16 protein-coding genes and 1 pseudogene are annotated in these 19,486 nt (G+C 42.3%); 4 read left to right on the top strand and 13 right to left on the bottom strand.

Annotation, left to right across the window (positions count from 1 at the left end; translation table 11 throughout):
* Positions 1–181: 181 nt before the first annotated feature.
* The 4 genes from EL84_RS07270 to EL84_RS07285 all read right to left on the bottom strand — a co-directional run bounded on the left by EL84_RS07270 (position 182) and on the right by EL84_RS07285 (position 6,274).
* On the bottom strand, positions 182–1,687 hold the full coding sequence (locus tag EL84_RS07270; protein WP_047841212.1) for an extracellular solute-binding protein: 1,506 nt from the start codon (positions 1,685–1,687) through the stop codon (positions 182–184).
* Between the two features lie 18 nt (positions 1,688–1,705).
* Positions 1,706–2,593, bottom strand: a complete 888-nt coding sequence (locus EL84_RS07275; protein WP_017692544.1) for a carbohydrate ABC transporter permease — start codon at positions 2,591–2,593, stop codon at positions 1,706–1,708.
* A 12-nt stretch (positions 2,594–2,605) separates the two neighbouring features.
* Positions 2,606–3,535 carry an ABC transporter permease gene (locus tag EL84_RS07280; RefSeq protein WP_047841344.1) on the bottom strand — a complete coding sequence of 310 codons (930 nt, stop codon included), beginning with the start codon at positions 3,533–3,535 and terminating at the stop codon, positions 2,606–2,608.
* Between the two features lie 333 nt (positions 3,536–3,868).
* The gene (locus EL84_RS07285; protein WP_082218903.1) at positions 3,869–6,274 is read right to left on the bottom strand and encodes an AraC family transcriptional regulator; all 2,406 of its coding nucleotides are present in this window, start codon (positions 6,272–6,274) and stop codon (positions 3,869–3,871) included.
* A gap of 215 nt (positions 6,275–6,489) precedes the next feature.
* Here EL84_RS07285 and EL84_RS07290 point away from each other — a divergent pair, with 215 nt between their 5' ends.
* A complete protein-coding gene (locus EL84_RS07290) occupies positions 6,490–7,845 on the top strand; it encodes a dipeptidase (RefSeq protein WP_047841214.1) in 1,356 nt (451 codons plus the stop codon).
* A 535-nt stretch (positions 7,846–8,380) separates the two neighbouring features.
* On the opposite strand, the gene EL84_RS07295 is transcribed toward EL84_RS07290, so the two are convergent.
* The 4 genes from EL84_RS07295 to EL84_RS07310 form a co-directional block, all read right to left on the bottom strand.
* Positions 8,381–8,752 carry a hypothetical protein gene (locus tag EL84_RS07295; RefSeq protein WP_047841215.1) on the bottom strand — a complete coding sequence of 124 codons (372 nt, stop codon included), beginning with the start codon at positions 8,750–8,752 and terminating at the stop codon, positions 8,381–8,383.
* A 164-nt stretch (positions 8,753–8,916) separates the two neighbouring features.
* Positions 8,917–10,137 (bottom strand): N-acetylglucosamine-6-phosphate deacetylase, encoded by a 1,221-nt coding sequence (gene nagA, locus EL84_RS07300; RefSeq protein WP_047841216.1) that lies wholly within the window; start codon positions 10,135–10,137, stop codon positions 8,917–8,919.
* Positions 10,134–10,862: a glucosamine-6-phosphate deaminase gene (gene nagB, locus EL84_RS07305; RefSeq protein ID WP_047841345.1), complete on the bottom strand. Its 729-nt coding sequence runs from the start codon at positions 10,860–10,862 to the stop codon at positions 10,134–10,136. The genes nagA and nagB overlap by 4 nt, the downstream gene beginning before the upstream one ends.
* Positions 10,863–10,871: 9 nt before the next feature.
* Positions 10,872–11,735 carry a MurR/RpiR family transcriptional regulator gene (locus tag EL84_RS07310; protein WP_047841217.1) on the bottom strand — a complete coding sequence of 288 codons (864 nt, stop codon included), beginning with the start codon at positions 11,733–11,735 and terminating at the stop codon, positions 10,872–10,874.
* A gap of 226 nt (positions 11,736–11,961) precedes the next feature.
* Here EL84_RS07310 and EL84_RS07315 point away from each other — a divergent pair, with 226 nt between their 5' ends.
* Complete coding sequence (locus EL84_RS07315) at positions 11,962–12,309, top strand: hypothetical protein (RefSeq protein WP_047841218.1); 348 nt, start codon at positions 11,962–11,964, stop codon at positions 12,307–12,309.
* Positions 12,310–12,449: 140 nt separating this feature from the next.
* Here EL84_RS07315 and EL84_RS07320 read toward each other — a convergent pair whose 3' ends face one another.
* Positions 12,450–12,989, bottom strand: a complete 540-nt coding sequence (locus tag EL84_RS07320; protein ID WP_047841219.1) for a DUF4303 domain-containing protein — start codon at positions 12,987–12,989, stop codon at positions 12,450–12,452.
* A gap of 565 nt (positions 12,990–13,554) precedes the next feature.
* Positions 13,555–16,602: an SIR2 family protein gene (locus EL84_RS30750; RefSeq protein WP_053061410.1), complete on the bottom strand. Its 3,048-nt coding sequence runs from the start codon at positions 16,600–16,602 to the stop codon at positions 13,555–13,557.
* A gap of 168 nt (positions 16,603–16,770) precedes the next feature.
* Between EL84_RS30750 and EL84_RS07330 the strand changes: the two genes are divergently transcribed.
* Positions 16,771–17,031, top strand: coding sequence for a hypothetical protein (locus EL84_RS07330; RefSeq protein ID WP_047841220.1), 261 nt, complete (start codon positions 16,771–16,773; stop codon positions 17,029–17,031).
* Entirely contained in the window at positions 17,028–17,417 is a 390-nt protein-coding gene (locus EL84_RS07335; protein WP_047841221.1) for an aspartyl protease family protein, read from the top strand. Before EL84_RS07330 ends, EL84_RS07335 begins: the two co-directional genes overlap by 4 nt.
* 202 nt (positions 17,418–17,619) lie before the next feature.
* Here the strand turns inward: EL84_RS07335 and EL84_RS31675 are convergent.
* The 3 genes and pseudogenes from EL84_RS31675 to EL84_RS07345 form a co-directional block, all read right to left on the bottom strand.
* Positions 17,620–17,716: pseudogene (locus EL84_RS31675) on the bottom strand (LuxR C-terminal-related transcriptional regulator); the annotation flags it as partial.
* 43 nt (positions 17,717–17,759) lie between these two features.
* Entirely contained in the window at positions 17,760–18,563 is an 804-nt protein-coding gene (locus EL84_RS07340; RefSeq protein ID WP_047841222.1) for a hypothetical protein, read from the bottom strand.
* A 495-nt stretch (positions 18,564–19,058) separates the two neighbouring features.
* The gene (locus EL84_RS07345) at positions 19,059–19,283 is read right to left on the bottom strand and encodes a helix-turn-helix domain-containing protein (protein ID WP_017692532.1); all 225 of its coding nucleotides are present in this window, start codon (positions 19,281–19,283) and stop codon (positions 19,059–19,061) included.
* Positions 19,284–19,486: the final 203 nt, after the last annotated feature.

Consider the following 19,486-nt stretch of genomic DNA (forward strand, 5'->3'; position numbering starts at 1 on the left):
TTTGAGTTCAAATAGGTTTGTTTCGCTTTGATTATACATCAAAAACCATATTCAGGAAGTCATAATTTCCAGAAAGTTGGATGAAATTTTTGTTCACGGATCAAGCCATTACAGCGATAAGAAAAAGCCCGGCTGTCCCCGTCACGCTGAAAGCACGGCTGCCGGGCTTTGGCTTATAAGACTACTTCAGTGCTGCGTACAGTTCATTGACTTCTTTCACATAATCGTCTCCGCCGTTGTTCTTCCACAGGGCAACAGCATCTTCGAATCCTTTCTCATCAATCTGACCTACGATATATTTGATCCGTGCATCATTAATGATGTTGTCCAGCTGCGGTCCTTTCTGAGCGTAAACATCAGAGATCAGCGGTTCGCCAGGATTGGCGATGACAATCTCTTCGTTGGCTTTCTGCACCTGTGCAACCTTTTCACGGACAGGTGTCTGTTGTACACGAAGCGTTCTGTCTTCCGGCACAAACATCAAAATCTGATTTAAGCCCTGCAGGTCGCGGAGCGCAAGCTTGTCAGTGCTCGGTACGATGTAGTCTTCTTTTTTCTCGTATTGCTTACCTTCCAGTCCGTTGTACAACAATGCCTGCAATTCCGGTTCGTTCAACTGATCCAGGAAGCTCAGTACCTTCTTCAAGTCTTCTTCCGTTTTGACACTGCTTTTGGAAATGGCAATCAGGCCCGAGTAACCGGACGTTGGCATATCACGCAATCCCTTTGGACCTTCCATCGCTTGCAGCACGTCCACACGTCCTGTCGCATTTGGGTCTTTATCCAGTATTTTCTGATCCATGCGCTGCGCATTATCTGCTACATCCACCATGACACCTGCTTGACCATTTACAAATGGATCAGGCAGTTTGGTCGCATCCATCACGGCAAAGTCTTTATTGACCAGACCTTCACTATAGATTTGACGGAAAAATTTCAGGGCTTCCATGTATTCTGGTGTCTCATGCGCCGGGATCAGGCCTCCGCTGCCATCATCTCCCCATTTGTTCGGTGCACCGAACCATACCTGCATGTTATCCCATGGGCCCGTGAATTTGCTGGCAACCAGACCGTACGTATCATCCTTGCCGTTACCGTCCGGATCATCCTTCGTGAACGCTTTCAATACATTGTAAAATTCGTCAATCGTCTTCGGCTCTTCCAGCCCCAACTTCTCCAGCCAATCTTTGCGGATTGTGACCCCATTACGTCCCAGGGCGCGTGCCCGGTAGATCCCATAGGTTTTGCCATCGATTGACGCATTGTTGGTGATGATTTCATTCATCTGGCTCAGATTCGGATAGTCTTTCAGATATGGACCAAGCTCCCAGAATGCTCCGGTTCGTGCCGCATTAATGAAACTTGGGGACTTCCCTAACACCACCATAATCTGAGGCAGTTTTCCCGAGGCCAGTGTAATGTTGAATTTGTCTTCGTACGAGCTGCTCGGCACCCATTGCAGGTTCACATCTACCTTGGTCAATTCTTCAAGCTTCTGGATGACTGGGCTATTCTCCGGCGGATTCTCCGCTTCAAAGTTCGGCAGCATGATTGTAATCTGATCGGTGCCACCCGTAGCGGTTCCTGAACCTTCTTTGTCGGTGGAGCATGCGCCCAGAATTGTACTTAGTACCAGTGAAGCAGAGAGTAGCAGTGCACCTTTTTTGAATCCCGTTTTTTGTCCCATACGTTCTCCCCCTTGGCTTTAGCCTTTGATTGAACCTAACATGACACCTTTGGCAAAATGCTTCTGCAAAAACGGATACACCAGCAAAATCGGAATGGTACCCACAACGATCACCGCCATTTTGATCGACTGCTCTGGTGGCTGTACAAAATTGGGGTCCATGTTCGCCATATCTCCGACACTGGCCTGCGAGAGTAATACGATCTGCCTCAACATGACTTGCAGCGGCCATTTGTCACTGTCGGAAATGTACAGCAGTGCCGAGAAAAAGTTGTTCCAGTGTCCTACGGCGTAAAACAAGGCGAACGTGGCGATGACCGGCTTCGATAAAGGCAGAACGATTCGCCACAGCACCCCGAGATCCGAACAGCCGTCGATGCGGGCCGCTTCCTCCAGCCCGGGCGGCATTTGCTGAAAAAAGTTTTTGACAACAATTAAGTTAAAAGCGCTGATCGCGCCAGGAAGCATAAGGGCCCAGTAGGAATCAAGCAGTCCCAGTCCACGAATGACGAGATACGTCGGGATCATGCCACCGCCGAATAACATCGAGAAGATCACCATGTTCATCATGACGTTACGGCCCCAGAAGTCACTTCTGGATAGTGGATAGGCCATCGTTAGGGTGAAGAACAGATTGACCAGTGTACCTGCCACCGTGATGAAAATGGAAACACCAATGCTGCGAAAGATCGTGGACGAGGAGAAAATATACTCATATGCACTGAAGGAAAACACCTTCGGAATGAGGAAAAAACTGCGTTCGGTGATCTCGGCTTCAGTTGCGAAAGAATTCCCTATAATATACAGGAAAGGAAGGACGGTTAATATGCCCAGAATCCCCAGCATGACGTAATTGAAGATATCAAATACCTTGCCGGCAGGGCTGTTGTATAGACGGCTGTTCATGGGCGCTCCTCCTTAATAAATTCCGGGGTGACCGAATTTTTTCGCAAGTTTATTACTGCCAAGCACCAGGATAATCCCCACCACAGACTTGAATAGTCCAACAGCGGTACTGTAACTGAATGCACCTTGCGTAATCCCCACCGTGTACACATACGTATCAAACACATCTGCGACATCCCGGTTGAGGGAGTTGGTCATCAGATAGATCTGCTCAAATCCGGTATCGAGGAAGTTCCCCAATCGGAGAATAAGCAAAATGACTATGGTCGTACGAATCGCTGGAAGCGTAATATGCCACATCCGACGTAATCGTCCGGCGCCATCTACAATGGAGGCTTCATATTGTTCCGTATCGACACCTGCGAGGGCCGCCAGGAAGATAATCGTGCCCCAACCCATCTCCTTCCACATCATCTGAACAATAATGAGCGGACGGAACGAACCCGGACTGGAGAGTACATCAATGGGCTTGCCTGTAATCCAGGCGATCAGGTCGTATAACACTCCGCCCTGCGGGGTCAGGAACACGTACGTGATACTGGCGATAATCACCATCGATACAAAATGGGGTACATAGACCAGCGTTTGAATCGTTCTTTTGAAGAAAGCGACCCGAATTTCATTTAATAACAAAGCGATAATGATTGGTGCCGGGAAAAAGAAGATGAGATCATACAGGGCAAGGACCAGCGTATTACGTAATAGTCGGAAGAAGTCCGGATTGGAGAAAAAGTTCGTAAAGTTCTCTAACCCCACCCAGTTACTCTCCCGGATGCCCAGGAAAGGCTGGTAGTCCTGGAAGGCAATGATGACCCCCCACATGGGCAAGTATTTAAAGATGACAAAGTACAAAAAGCCGGGAAGTACAAGCACATATAACCATTTGTTTCGTTTGATCTGCCTTTTCCAATTGGACTCCTGTTTTAATGGTCTTGTTGCCATATCCGCTTGAGCAGTTGCAGTGCCGTTGGTATTCCAGTCCGTCTTCCCGTTCATCATGTCTCCCCTCCCTCAACGATGTAAGCGTTATCAATTTATCTGTTATTCAGACTATACAGACGCCTAGTTTCCGGCAACCTTCATTTTTTGCATTGCTGCGACATGATGGCCGAAAAGCCCGCTATAACGCTATTTTCACAAGAAATTGCACATAACGTAGCAGGTAGAATTGCACATTTTTGCGGGTTTATCCTTCTTTGTATCACGGTAAAAAAAAGAAAAAACCGACATTCACTAAAGCTGAATGCCGGTTTGAAATGACAAATATATAAACGGTTATTGTCCGAACCATTGATCGCGATACTGACTCGGGGTAACTCCCTCCTGTTTCTTGAAAATCCGATTAAAATAACTATGCTGATATCCCACAGCCGCCGCAACATCATTAATTTTCATCGTTGTCTCCCGTAACAATTGCTTCGCCGCATCCATTCTCACACATGTCAGATAATCAATAAAGTTGATGCCCGATACCTGTTTGAATGCCTTGCTCAGTGCATAGGGTGTCATCTGCTCCTCGTCAGCACAGTTTTCCAGCGAAATGTCGCTGCGGTAATGTGTATCGATGTACAACATCGTTCGTTCCACCACTAGTTTCAGCGGTTCCTGCGATCGTACCTCAACCTCTTGTATATAAGGTATGAATACCTCATTCATCATCCATTGTCTCATCTGTATAGGTTCACGAATACCGGATAAGCGCTCATACATGTTGCTACCACCAAACAGCTTATAAGGTGTGACTCCCGTTTGCAGCATCATGTGCTGAATGCTACCGAGCAATTGAAGCATCATCTGTTGCACCTGAAATTCGGTACTGCCCGTCCGCGTAATTTCACTCATGAATTGTTCCAGCACACGTTCCGCTTCGGTTTGTTTGCCCAGCCTGACCGCCTGTAACAACTCCCGTTCCAGCCCAAGTGGATAGGAAGCTGCTTCATTTCTGCGGAAACACGCCTCATCCTCCAGATCGAGAATCTGACTTCCTTCCTCCACACTGCGATAAGCCACGGCCTGTTCCATCTCGACAAATCGTCCGGGCAGTTCCTGAAGTGAAGCTGCCGGACGACTGACCATCAAGGTCACCTTCATTTTGAGCGTACGTCCAATGACCTCCACCAGTTCCTGTCCCCATAACAGCGCTTGTGACTTCACAGGTTCGTCCTGGGGAGCAATCACAAGCATGGCGGAAGACAGGTCATGGAAGTTCATGACACTGATCTGCCTGAAATAATTTTTCGCAACTTCCTGTGTAATATTCACTGCTGCAAAGGTGACTAATCCCGTGTCCTGGCTTCCAAATCTGCCTTGCAGCTGCTCGTACCCCGTAAAATACATCTGCACCAACAAATACTGCTGGCCCTCCAACTCAAACCCGAGATGACGCATGCGCTGCTGGAGATCCTGCTCGCTATAGGCATATAGATGCCCCTGTACAAGTTGTAAAACAAAACTGTCGCGCAGATGGGGAAGCTGCTCCTGCAATTGGCGATGTGCCGTGACATTGCGGGAGGTCAGTTCGTTCCATTGTTGCTCCAGCAGCTCAAACTCGTCCAGCTTGGCATCCGTTGGTGTTGTTTCGTTTCTGCCAGGCGTAAGCAGATGCAGCATCCGCGCTACAGGCGAATAGATGCGGCGGGAAGCAAACCAGGATAACAACAATCCCAGGATGAGACTGCCTGCACTCGCAATGACGATGATTTTGGATACCAGCTTGACTGGCGAAGTGACTGAGGTCAAAGGGGCTGCGGAGACGTAAGTCCAGTCTGAATCGATCCGACTCAATGAACCGTATGAAACAGAATAGGTCTGATCCTCATATCGGAACAGGAATGAGCGGCTGCCCGCATGCAGGGCTACTTCTTCTTTTAGCTGCTGCTCAAAAGCAGAAGTCTCTCCCGCCGTTCCCGGATTCCCGGTAACCAGTGTGTTTCCTTCCTGATCCATAAGGAACGTTAAACCTTCGTCATACGGAGTAAGCGTTTTCAATAAACTGGCGACTTTCTCGTTATCCAGCGTGATGATCAGTGCACCAAACGGATTAATGCTCTCCCCCGGTATCTTATGTACTAGAACAAGTGCATTGCCTGCATCCGTATGCAGTGGACTATCGTTGGTCGAAGGTTCGGTATCTCTGTTGATGCTGGAAACCCAGTCTGTCCAGTACACGTGGTTCCCCATGGAAAGGTATCGATCATATGCTTGTACTTTGGCTTCATCGTTCAATTCGGTATAATCCCGATTAAACAAGATTGGCTTAGGCTCTTGTAAATACAGCTGTGCTGACTTGATCAGTGGATGGGAACCTTGTAATACATATAAGGTAGTCACAATCTCCTGCGTTTCATTAAAATAATACACAAAATCCAGCGTTCGCAAAGCATTGCCAAACCTCGGTTCAAAAGCCCAATGGGATAAGTTCATCTCCAGATAAGCCAGCTGGTCATCCACATTGCGTGCCCGGTTCTCGATCTGGTTCTGATGCATCTGATTGAACTCGGTTTCCATCCGGCCAACAACCTGTTGATACATGACGATACCTGTGATTAGCCCGGGAATGCTGGCAATGAGTAAAATCAGCATGAGGCTGTTTCGATAAAATCGCCCTTTATGCCTTCCAGCCTTCAAATCGGATAAGCGCTTGATTCTGCCAAATATTCGATCGCTCCTAGTCGGTTCCATCGCTGCTCACCTGCCTGCTTGCATCGGGTCTGACTTTCATGGAAACTTCCTCAACTCCCCTGAGAATATATGGATGAAATCCTTTTCTTGTATTATACGCACAATCCTCAGGTGAATGAAACGATCTGTAACCGATCATTTTTTTAACCAATGTTTTATTAACATGACAAAATGGATTACAATGAGATATAGCAAACATGAAGGAGGCCTTTTTAATGAAAGAACAGACTTATTTTGAACAAAATAGAGAAAAACACCTGGCAGAACTGAATGAATGGTTGTCCATTCCAAGTATCTCTGCCATTTCAGAGCATAAAGAGGATATTAACCGTGCAGCACAATGGGCAGCAGATGCGCTCACACGTGCAGGCATGGAAAACGTAGAGGTCATTCAAACGGCTGGACATCCGATTGTCTATGCAGATCACCTGCATGCACCGGGCAAACCGACGGCGCTGATCTATGGACACTATGATGTACAACCTGTTGATCCGCTTAACCTGTGGGAGACACCTCCTTTTGAACCTACAATTCGTGATGGCAAGCTGTATGCCCGTGGGGCAACGGATGACAAAGGACAGATTTTCCTACATATCAAGGCAGTTGAAGCCATTCTGGCCGAAAACAAAGAACTTCCGGTTAACATCAAGTTCTGCATCGAAGGCGAAGAGGAAATCTCCAGCCCGAACTTGCCCATCTACCTGAATGAACATACAGACAAGCTGCGTGCAGACATGGTACTGATCTCGGATACGTCCCTGCTTGAAAAAGGTAAACCGGCGATCTCCACTGGCCTGCGCGGCCTCTGCTCGCTTCACGTAGATCTGAACACAGCCAATACCGACTTGCACTCCGGTTCATTTGGTGGTGGTGTACCTAACGCACTGCACGCACTCGTATCCCTGCTCGCTTCGTTGCATGATGAGCAAGGCCGTGTGAGTGTAGATGGTTTCTACGACGGCGTACTGCCACTGTCTCCTGAGATGAGAGAAGAATTTGTGAAACAAGGCTTCAATGAAGAACAGCTTCGTCAAGACCTCGGGCTGGAGCAATTGTACGGTGAAGAAGGTTACTCGTTCGTGGAACGTGTTGGCGCTCGTCCAACATTGGAACTGAATGGCGTATGGGGTGGTTTCCAAGGCGAAGGCAGCAAAACGGTTATTCCGAAGGAAGCTCATGCCAAAATCACCTGCCGCCTCGTGGCGGATCAAGATCCACAACATGTATTGGATCGTATTGAAGCACATCTGCGCGCTCACGTTCAACCAGGTGCAACGCTGCATGTGAAACAGATCGAAAAAGCTTTTGCTTTCAACACCGATCCTTCCAATCCAATTCTGCAAAAAGCAGCAGACGCGTATGAGCACGTGTATGGCGTTCGTGCCCTCTTTACCAAAGATGGCGGCTCCATTCCGATTGTTGAGAAGCTCTCACGTGTACTCGAAATCCCTGCTGTTATGATGGGCTTTGGTTTACCGGATGAGAACCTGCATGCACCGAACGAGCACTTCAACCTGGAGAACTTTGATAAAGGGTTGTTGACGATTGTTCAGTTTTTGAAGAGTTTGTAAACACTCTTACACGGAGGTCACTACGCGGGGAGAATAAGCTTCCGATCGCTGTTAACGTGTAAATTATTTACTCAACTTCATAGAGTAGGGCAGATAGATATTACAAAAACGGTGGCCTACAGGTCATCGTTTTTGTTTGAATCGAATTCGTCCCCTTCACTACGTTACAGCTTGTCTCAGACTGATTTTAGGATTGAGCCTACTTTACAAATGAAGGGTAATAGGTAGGTATATAAGTATATAAAAGGGGCGTGCCGTCCAACTTCATGACGGTACACCCCTTTTATAATTGGTGATCTAGATCTATTTCGTTTCAATGGTTCGGTATTTACTTTTTAACGAACTGCGCACTTGCTATTCGACGAAAATCCGCAGTTTTGACGATATAACGAATCGTAGACGCTTTATTTCCTCGTTTTGCATGTCATGCATCAATTTTCTACCGGAATAACGTGGCTGACGTTCATTAGCCCTGTAACTAGAAGGAGAAACCCTCTTTCGGTACATCCTCCAGATTCTACTCCCCTCATCCCCTTTATGTGCGGAATGTTGTGAACTTCAGCATGTGCACAAGCTTGGATAAATGTGTGATCTCCTGCTGGACTCCAGCGGTGTCCGTACCTGCCATTGCCTGGTTTGCTCGGAGCGTTCTGCGCGTGTTCAGCATACCTTCGATCAGTTTCATGACCGTGTTGCGTCCACGATGATCAACAATCATATACTTTTTGCGTGCATCCAGCTCTACCCATACGATGTTGCTGAATGATGTGAACAGATGCCTGCGGTACAGCTCCATATCGGTCTCATTGTAATGCTCGCCATAAAAGGCATAATATCCGTGTATGTGCAACTTCTCCGCCAACACTGTGATGAACGGATCATGTTCGAGCATAGCGTTACGTTCCATGTTTCACGCCTCCGTTATGCGTGATCCGCAGATCCCGTCTTTTTGAGATCTATTTTAACATATTGTGCAAGGTGTTGCCTCTCCACAGATAAAAGCCAAGTTTTAACTCCGAAGGCTGATGCATCACAAATGAGAGTTATTAGCTCGATACTAATTTTCTAAATCTAATATGACTCGCCGATCCGTCTGCCCTTCACCCACACACCCTCAATATCCAGCTCCGCATTCAGCAAAACGATATCTGCCTGTTTTCCTTGAGCCAGGGAACCTGTCCGATGATCAATGCCCAGCAGGCGTGCCGGTGTCAGACTTGCTGCACGTGATGCAGCGTTCAGACTCAGGCCCACTTCCTGTACCAGGTAACGGAAACCGCGAATCATCGTCAGTGTGCTTCCCGCCAATGCGCCGCCGTCCTTCAGTCTGGCCTCGCCATGCTTCACGATTACGGGCAGGTCACCGATCTTGTATTCCCCATCATCCAATCCCGCAGCAGACATGGCATCCGTGATCAACACGAGTTGATCGGTATGTTGCTTCAGCTGAGCGAGGATCGATATCGCCGCAGGGTGTACGTGAATACCATCGGCAATCACCTCAGCACTGATGCGCGGATCACTCAGCACGGCTCCGGCAGCCCCGGGTAGCCGATGATGCAACGGTGTCATGGCATTGAATGTATGTACCGCATGATGCAGTCCGGCTTCCACTGCCCGCTCCACCTCTTCATAGGTCGCATCTGTATGGCCGAGTGCCGCTGTAATCCGTTGTTCTCGCAGCCATGAAATGACTTCCAACGCGCCTTCACGTTCCGGTGCCAACGTAACTTGACGGATCAGGCCAGGATATTGCTTCTCCCATGCTTCGAGCCAAGATACATCAGGCAGAATGATGTGTTCCGGATTTTGCGCTCCAGGCCATTTCGGACTAAAAAACGGACCTTCCAGGTGCACACCCTCAAGCTGTGCATAGGGCATTTCACTCGAACGATAGCGGTCGACTTCGGCAAGTACGCTGTCCAGGCGCTCTTTCGGAGCCGTCATGGAAGTCGCAAGCATCGCTGTTGTGCCCTGTGTACTATGAAAAGAAGTGATCTTGTCCAACACCTCCGGGCTTGCGTCCATAAAGTCTTCTCCGTTCCCACCATGCACATGGATATCAATGAATCCAGGCACAATGAGACCACATTCCGGTACTGACAGCGGCAAAGCCTCGCTTCGAATCCGTTCAGGAAGACCTTCCGGTATCCCGGCATAAAGGATTTCCCCATCCCTCCAGGCTATTACACCGTCTTCCAGTATTTCATCTGCAAGGAGCAGCTTGCCCCGAAGAAGAGAAATATTTTCATCACGCTGGCCCCAGCTAACATGGCTATTCTCCTCGGTCATCTCACCAGCCTCCCTGCCGCACGGTCCAGCAGTACCACCACATTTGGATGACATTGCAAAAGCGATGCAGGACAGGCCGTTGTGATTGGGCCCATAAAAGCTTCGCGAATAATCTCGGCTTTTTCCTCGCCACGGGCAATGAGCAGAATCTGTTTGGCTTTCAAAATGGTACCGACACCCATTGTAATCGCCTGAGCCGGAACTTCATCAATGCTGTCAAAGAAGCGTGCGTTTGCCTTTCTCGTCTCGTCTTTCAGATCCACGACATGTGTTCGTCCTGTAAGTTCAGTTCCCGGTTCATTGAAGCCAATATGACCATTATGTCCGATGCCCAGCAGTTGAAGGTCTACCGGGCCACGATCGTCCAGCCTTTGTTCATAGGAATTACATTCCTGTTCCAGATCGGCAGCCTGACCATCAGGCACTTGCGTTCTAGTAATATCTATATCGATATGATTGAATAATTGTTCGTTCATAAAACTGCGGTAACTTTCACGATGTTCTGTTGGAAGTCCGACATACTCATCGAGATTAAAAGAAGAAGCCTGTGAGAAGCTGACAAGCCCCTTCTGATATAGCGTGATAAGCTGTTTATATATGCCTACAGGAGAACTTCCTGTCGCAAGCCCCAATACAGCCCGTGGTTTGGTCTGCAACAAGCTGGAAATGAGGCCAGCACCTGTAGCGTTCAAATCTTCTTCATTTTCAAAAATGCGTATATTCATCTTCATCTGTCAGGCACCTCCGTTGTGTTGGACTCGATAAGATTGCACATTGTGATAGGATTGTTCCAGTCTGGGGATAAAACGGTCAAAGTCGGCACTTACCATGCCTGTGAACAAAATATCGACCACATGCAGCAGTGCAATACGTGAAGCCATATCTCCACGCCTCATGCCTTCTTCCAGAGAAGAGGTGAATAGTGGGATATCCGATACCGTTGCAAGCGTGTTGCTGCCATAGGAAGTCAGTGAAATCGTAGAAGCTCCGGCCTGTTTGGCACAATGCAGGGCATCGATGGTTTCTGGTGTTTCGCCCGAATAGGATACGGCCATCGCCACATCTCCCTCGGCGAGCGAAGATGCGGATGTAATCTGCATGTGTGAGTCGGAGAAAGCCGTACAGCTTTTGCCAATCCGCACAAGTTTCTGATAGAAATCCTGTGTAACAATCGAAGAGGTAGCCACACCGTACAGATCGATGCGGCGAGCCTGGCACAATAATTGCACTGCTTGCTCCAATCTGCCCAAATCCAGCAAACGAGTGGTATCTGCAATAGACGCGAGGTGGTTGGCTTCGATAGCTTCAACAATTTTGGATAGGGAATTGCCCGCTACAATATCCTGATACGCCGTTTCATCAGATGCGTGGGACAATTCTGCGGCGAGTTTCATTTTGAAATCGGGAAAACCTTTGAAATGAAACGACTTGCAAAAGCGGGTCACCGTCGCCGCACTTGTGCCACTCTGCTCTGCCAGATGACTAATCGTCCAGCCGGGAATGTTCGATGGAGATTGCATAATGACTTCGGCAATACGTCGCTCCTGAGCCGGAAGGTTATTCAGTTCTTGCTGCAACGCACGTAATATGGCTGCCATGAGGACCTCGCTTTATGAAAATTATTTTTATTTATTTTTAATAAATTAAGAAAATCATTTTTATAACTCCATTTTAATCAAGACGATCCTGCAAATCAAGAGGGATTTAACATGACTTTTGCAATTATGCTGAGCGTGTATAGACCCTCACCTGCTTGATACGCATAGTGGATGTCCTTAATATTGAGAATCTAGATATGATCGTATTAAAAGAAGGAGCAATTCAATGAATCAAAGACAACGGAAAAAGTTCATTCCTTCCGCCTGGATTATTGCTACCAAACAAACAGAAGGACATGCCTATTATGCCCTCTATGCCATCGACTGGAAACGCGGAGGTCGGCTGAGTTGGGAAGGCTGGAATCAGCTCGAAGATCTGCTGCAATTTCATATTCCGATCAAACGAAAAGCCGGAGGCCGAAAATTTTCTTCCCAGCCTGCCGCCAAAATAGCGAAAAGAGCGCTCCATCTTCATCTGAATGATGCACAGTTTGAGCAATTGGAGCAGCTCTTTTATCAGCCATTTTCGAAGAAAAGATGGAGGATGTTCATTCAAACGAATAGGAATCTATAAGTGATATGAATTCGGTTATTTCATTTTTTCACGCTAAAACAAAAAAAGCCTCTTCCCTTCTTTGGATTAAAGAATAGGAAAGACTTTCGTGGTACTACGATTCAATTCTTTTGATTCAATTTAACTCAAGTCAACTCGTTCTAATTCATGCCATCATATCGTTTTAAGAAGTTGCTGGCTAAGCTGCGGACAGTCATGTGATGAACCGATTGATTTTCAATCTCCTCCGCCAGATCGTCATCTGTGAGAGAAACAAAGAACGTAATGTCTGCTTTGGTTTGTCCATATCGGGCAAAAACTTCATCTGCTGTCTCATTCACAACTTTGGCAATGATTCGAATGATCTCATTCTTATACCTCTGGACATCTTCTGTTGCATACAACAATCGGCTGATGTGGTTAAAGTGCGTATCCTCGCCATATTGATATTCGGAGCAGCCCCATCTGTAATAGATCTCGTCCTGCTCGCTGTCGCACAAACCCTGTTCCTTCATACTCGAAATATGCCTAGCCAGGGATTCCTCTGTATTTACCGCCATGAACAGCGTTACCCAATCACTGTCTGTGCCAAATGCACAAGCATATACTTTTTCATGTTGCACTTTAGCCAGCGTTTGTTCCAGATCGGGGAGAAAACCCGCTCGAAATTGTTCTTCGAATTCATTTAAGAAACGGTCCATTCAGCTCGTCCTTTCATTTTTTATTATAAAGTTGAAATACCGAATCGTTACACTTGCCACTTCGCTGACAGAATAACCTTCTGATCACGGTTACCCCTAGATTTTTCGAATCCTTTTATAAGGTGAAAATCTAGGGATAAAGGCGAACGCTCCGCTTCTTCAGGTCATTTCTGTCCTCTACGTTCTAGTGTAATATGTAGTTTAACTTACATAGATGTAGTACAAAAAAATCCCAACCATTTGTTCAAGTCATTGTTTCACTTTAAAGCCTTACCTACAATCTCATCTGCTTCATATATGTAATCATTATGGTCTACCAAAATAATGAAAACAAGCGATGCTGCACTTCGGATCTTCCCTCAGTTTAGTATTAACTCCTTCATTTCATGGTCCATAGCAGCAAAAAAGCCTTGCCCCATTCTTCATGACAAAGAATAGAGAAAGGCTTTCATACTGCTACTTCATCCTAACTGCAATTCGCAACTAAATCTTCAGCTCTCGTTGAGTTTCTGCATCACATTCGTGATAGGATTTGAAGTACGCTGAGATATATCACTTAAATGTATCAAATCTCAAAATAGTCTAAATAAAACTTTTTAATCTGATATCCCAGTTCATCTTCGACAAGTGATTTCACAAATTTTTTTCTTAGAATCTCCTTATTACTCGAGCTACTAAGTATCTTTTTAATTTCATCTTCACTAAGGTATGGAAACCAATCTAAATTGAATTTCTGAAAATCGAAATTATTCTCTTGTATCACTAGATCATAAAAATCATCAGTCCCAATAAACTTAGTGAAAGGATCTTTATTATTTATTTTGTTATGCCGTAAAAGTAGAACCAGGACCCCCAATTCGCTTATTAACGGATCAGGATAACTCTTCATCGAACTGTTTTCAACTTTATTTTTCGTTTGTTGTATTTTTAAAAACAGTTTTCCTTCAAAATACTCAGTTGATTGTAAAACACCAGCCTCACAAGCTGCACCATATATTTTAACTTCAAAGTTCTGTAATAAGAACTCTTCTAAAATGAGTTTTACTGACTTCTGATCTACTGGTCCCATAAATCTATATAGTGGAATTAGAACTTGAAGTAATATACTGCGCTTATTATTTGATAGATTGCCATGTTCAATTGAGATGATTAACTTTTCAATATCTAATTCAATACTAAAATTCTCATACTCACTCTGGTTAATAAGATTGATTAGTCCTTGAATGTAATTGTTATTATTGAGCGCATCAAGTTCGAATCCTCCTTGATGACCGTTATGCTTATAATCTAATAACTTGTTGATAAAAGCTATAGTTAACTTTGCGATTAACGGTGATTCTAATTTATCATTTTGCTTCTGATCATATAAGAATTTTAATAATGTGAAATAAATATCATGCTCAACATATCCCGAACTTAACAACCTTAGCATATCATCGATTAACTCATTTAAATCTTGTGGATCAATCTTAATCTTACCAAATAAACATAACATATTTTTAAGAATCTCTCTCAAACCAATAGTATAATAAATTTCTAAATAGCTTGTTATTAAATTCGAGAATAACCCCTTTAAATGGATACTTGGAAATGATATCTCAATTTCATTTATATCATATTCTTCAAATATTTCATTTAGTTTTTTACAATCTAAATATTTCATGATTATAATGACATCTTTGCGCGAAAAACTATGATTCGGTAATCTATGAAGGAAAAATCCAGAAAAAAGAGAGTCTTGAGTTGTTTGGACCTCCGATTTTACTTTGACTGAATAAGTACTGAGGAGCGATTTTATATAAGAATAGTAGTATTCCTTCACTTCTGAATATTGATCCACCATAATAAAATTATTGTGTGTGTAATCAAAAAACTCATGTACATTACTTACCATATTATTAACTGATGTAGAATTGGGACTATCAAATCTGGTATTTAAGTCTTTTGTTACTTTCTCAGTTAACTCTTTAATACGAAGTAGTTGTTGTGAAACGTACCCTTGTTCTTGCAATAAATCGTGAATAAATTTAACTTTATCTTTATCTTTTTGAGCTAGCATCTCATATACATCATTTATTTTAAGGTTCGAATGTTCATATGTCTCAATAATCTTAGTAATTTGTTCAATAAAAACACTTTCTCCTAAGTCATTCAATGAAATTACAGTTTGAACACCAGTGTTACGTTTAAGTTTTCTAATTAGATATCTCTTGTTGAATTCAATAATATAGAGTAAGATAAAATCTTTATTTCGATACGATTCTAATGAAATTTTCTCAAGGATTTCAAATGCAGAAACAAATTGATTGACCAAATACTTAGCATATGCTCTCATTAGTTCATTAATAATTTTATTCTCGAAGTCATTAATCATTTTATAATCTTGTTTAGCTACAAGATTAACTGAAAAATAATCATTCAATAGAATATCTTTAATAATGCGGGGTTCATTATTGTATGAAAAATCAAAAGTAAAACTTTGCTTTCCAACACTCATCTCTGACAGTCTTGTTTTTGCGAACGTAAATTTTATAAAGTCATATTTCCGTTTTATTTCCCAATCTTGTTGTTCATAAGACTGTTTTATAGTGTTTAAGTGTTCTAAAAGATCACTATGATAGGTTTCATCTTTAGAGGGAAATAATTTTAACTTCCCACCTTTTTCTATAAAGTAATTATCTATATCAAATAGATTTACCAGATCTTTGACTCTTATTGTGTTCAAGCTATTAAAAGCTTGAAGCTTTTCATAACAAGAATCTAGAGGATTTTGATCTGACTCTTTATATTGAAAAATGTAGTCTAAAATTTTAACAACATTCTTCCCTTGGGAGGATTTAAGCTCAGGAAATTCTTTATCTAAATATTTGTTTGGAATGTCAAATTTATCAATTACATTTACACCGAGATTCCTAAAATACTCTTTTTCCACCGATAATCTAGAATTATCTGAAGAATCAACTAAATATGCCTTCTGAAAATGCTCACCTAAGATACCCTGCACATTTTTCATTATTAACTTCAGATCATAATCTTGAAGTGAGTAACCTACAAAAAGTACAGTGTTGTTGATAAAAATTGATTTAATATAAGATTCTATCAACTTGAAATTTGTAGAATAATTTAAATAATCATCTTCTTTTAGTACAATATTTTTTCTCTTTAAGTCCCCGTGCATTTTAATAAGCATTCTTCCGTTTGATGAATAGGGAAGATCAATATCCTCTTTAACAGTATCATAGAACATAAAATGTTTCTCAATTGCTTGCTCAATTAAATTATCATAGTTTGTTGTTATTATATGTCTGGGTTTAAACCTTAAAATATAATCATGTAATAAATTTGGAGACACTGATGTGTCAAAAATTTCCATTATCTTTTTGAAATATTCATTCTTACCTCTCTGGTTGTAGAAATATTGAGGGATTTTTAGAAAATCATCTGAGTTTACCTCTCTATTAATACCTAAACCTACAGCAAATTCTTTTATGAGCCCCATCCAACTTGGTAAATTAGAATTTGCTGAAATACCAGCCCCTACAAACAATACAAGATGATCTCTGCTCATTGCTTCCAATATCGCTTCTATATCTAAATTCTTTTTAAATGTCATTGATTATCACCTCTATTTATAGCAGTCTTATAAAGAAATAAATTAATGTGTTTAGATTTCATTTACTTTACAATTGTACCATGAAATTGAAACCTCCGTGCTTACTTCCTGCATCCTTAAACAACTATGCTATAATACAAATACGACTATCCAAGCGAGGTGATGCCGATGAAATGGGAAGAGATTACTGAATTACACCCAGATCGTTTTGTACTTGTGGAAGCAATCAAGGCAAGCTCCAGCAACCATGTACGTCAACTAGAGGATATCGCTGTTATTCAAAACTATGATAATCCTCAAGAAGCCTGGAGCGGTTATAAAGAACTGCACAAGCTCCATCCGACACGCGAGTTATACGTATTTCATACGAGCAGAAACGATGTTGAGGTAGTAGAGGAATTTTTCTCAGGAGTGCGGCAACGAACATGAAACTACAACTACAGCAAGGCTTACCTATCGTGTCCTTGACCATAAGACATAATGAACAATCTATCATTTTGCATAATATTTTATTTGATACTGGCTGTGCAGCAACTGTATTTGATACCAAAGCATTAGCTGCAGTAGGTATACAGCTTGATTTTATTAATGGACGAGCTAAGCGAATGTATGGGGTAGGTGGAACGAACGAAATTTGCTATGAACAACATATTCCCAATCTTCATATTGAGCATATTGCTTTGACTGATTTTCCAATTCAACTTGGTTCAATTCAGGAGCCTTATGGCTTTGACGGAATTATTGGCATTGATTTTATGATGAGAGCTTCTTGCAAAGTCGACTTTGAATTAATGAATGTTCAATTTTCAACATAAGCTATGTAATGATAACCTTTCGGATGGTTCATTACGTGGCTTATTTTTGTACATGATGATTGGGTGACTTCAATGCCATAACAACGAATTATCTGATATTAATAAACTGTAGATCAGCAGCAAAAAAGCCTTGCCCCATTCTTCATGACAAAGAATAGAGAAAGGCTTCATGCTGCTACTTCATCCTAACTGTAATTCGCAACTAAATCTTCAGTTCTCCAAGCTTAATCAGGCTCGACAACTGCCTGCGAACGACCCTTAACATTGAGTTTCTGCATCACATTGGAGATGTGGTTTGAAGTACGCGGAATATGAGTTATTAAAATACTTACAAGTCTTAAGTTAACTCGATTCTTTTAACTCTGTCTTACTTTTAATTCCTTCAGCATTTAATACGATTATAGATATATATACTAGAAATAGGATAGATTCAACTATTGAAGCGAATTTTGCAATACTAATAGTAAAATTCGCATCTTCATACTTATCTTTGTATTTTGAAGCAAGAGTATCACCTGTTAGGTTCATGTAATCATTATATCTTAGGCTAACATCACTTACATCGGTGCCAAAAAAAGCATCTGCACTATAATAGAGAAAATCTATTGGCATTACAGCTTGTGAATAACTCATATTTTGTTCAATCTTGAACCCTTGAAGTTCATATGGGTAATACATCGAGTATAAAGATAGATAGAATCCTCCAAAATTCAAAATAACCGTTATTAAACTGATAATTAAATACAAATTGAAATTTTCGAGTAATTTAGTTTTAGCTTTCCACAGAAGAATTAAACCCAGAATAACAATAGCAATAAATGAGATTGCTTTAAACCATAACTGAAGTATGTCCCTTAAAAGAATGTTACCTTCTAGAATATTTATCAACGATACAGCATTTATTCCGAATAGATAAATTAAAGAAAATTTATTTACCACTCGGTAATTTTTGTACAAACCAATTAACAAAAGAATAATGCTTGTAACATAAATAGGAGTATTAACGAAATTTGCCATTATCCAATAATTCTCTATTAGAAAATACCGACAAATCAATGATGAGAATACATTAATCAATAATATAGGTGCAACTATTTTCAGGTTAATTTTCTCTGAACCCACCCATTTATATATTTTCTTTTTCATTAAACACCTCAAACAATTTTATTTTTATTAGCTTACAATACTAAAAAACATAAAAAATTATGTATATTACTTCAAAAAATATTCCGGTTAATTCCTTAATCAACTTTCCTCCTTTCTTATAGCTTTTAAAATTATTAACTCCATTTTTTTAGCATTAGAGATTTCATATATGTTCACTTCATCATCTATGCAAGTAATAGTACTATATAGTTAGTTACAATACACATTATTATTTTTCGTTCTAAGTTTTGTTGATGCAACCTAAAAAAGGTGAAGTGAATAAATCGAAATAATATTACAAAAGTATATTTTAACCCCTTGACAAAAACTTTATTGTTTCCTTGCATCATTTTAGCGCACTATCTGTGCTTGTCACGGAAGTTAATTTTTTAAGAACCACTAGAAACAGCAAAAAAGCCTTGCCCCATTCTTCATGACAAAGAATAGAGGAGAAAGGCTTTCATGCTGCTACTTCATCCTAACTGTAATTCGCAACTAAATCTTCAGTTCTCCAAGCTTAATCAGCTCGACAACTGCCTGCGAACGACCCTTAACATTGAGTTTCTGCATCACATTCGAAATATGGTTACGCACCGTTTTCTCGCTGATGAATAACTGCCCTGCGATGTCACGCGTTGTTTTGTCTTGAACCAGTAATTCGAATACTTCGCGTTCACGGTGGGTCAACAAAAATTTGCTTTTATGATCGATACCCTTCAATGTTCACCCCTCCTTGCTCGGGTTGTGTTGGTGTAACAAGGTTAAGGGGATACAGTCAACTCATCTTATGTCAGGTCAAGGGCGTTGGTTCAGTTTTATAAGAAAAATGGGCAGTAAACATGTGATTCATTGTCCAAAGATAACGTATGCAATTGTATATGTATTGGATCATGTAAAACAAACATGCCCCTGCAGCAGATGTT

Source organism: Paenibacillus sp. VT-400 (assembly GCF_001029205.1).
Taxonomy (GTDB): domain Bacteria; phylum Bacillota; class Bacilli; order Paenibacillales; family Paenibacillaceae; genus Paenibacillus; species Paenibacillus amylolyticus.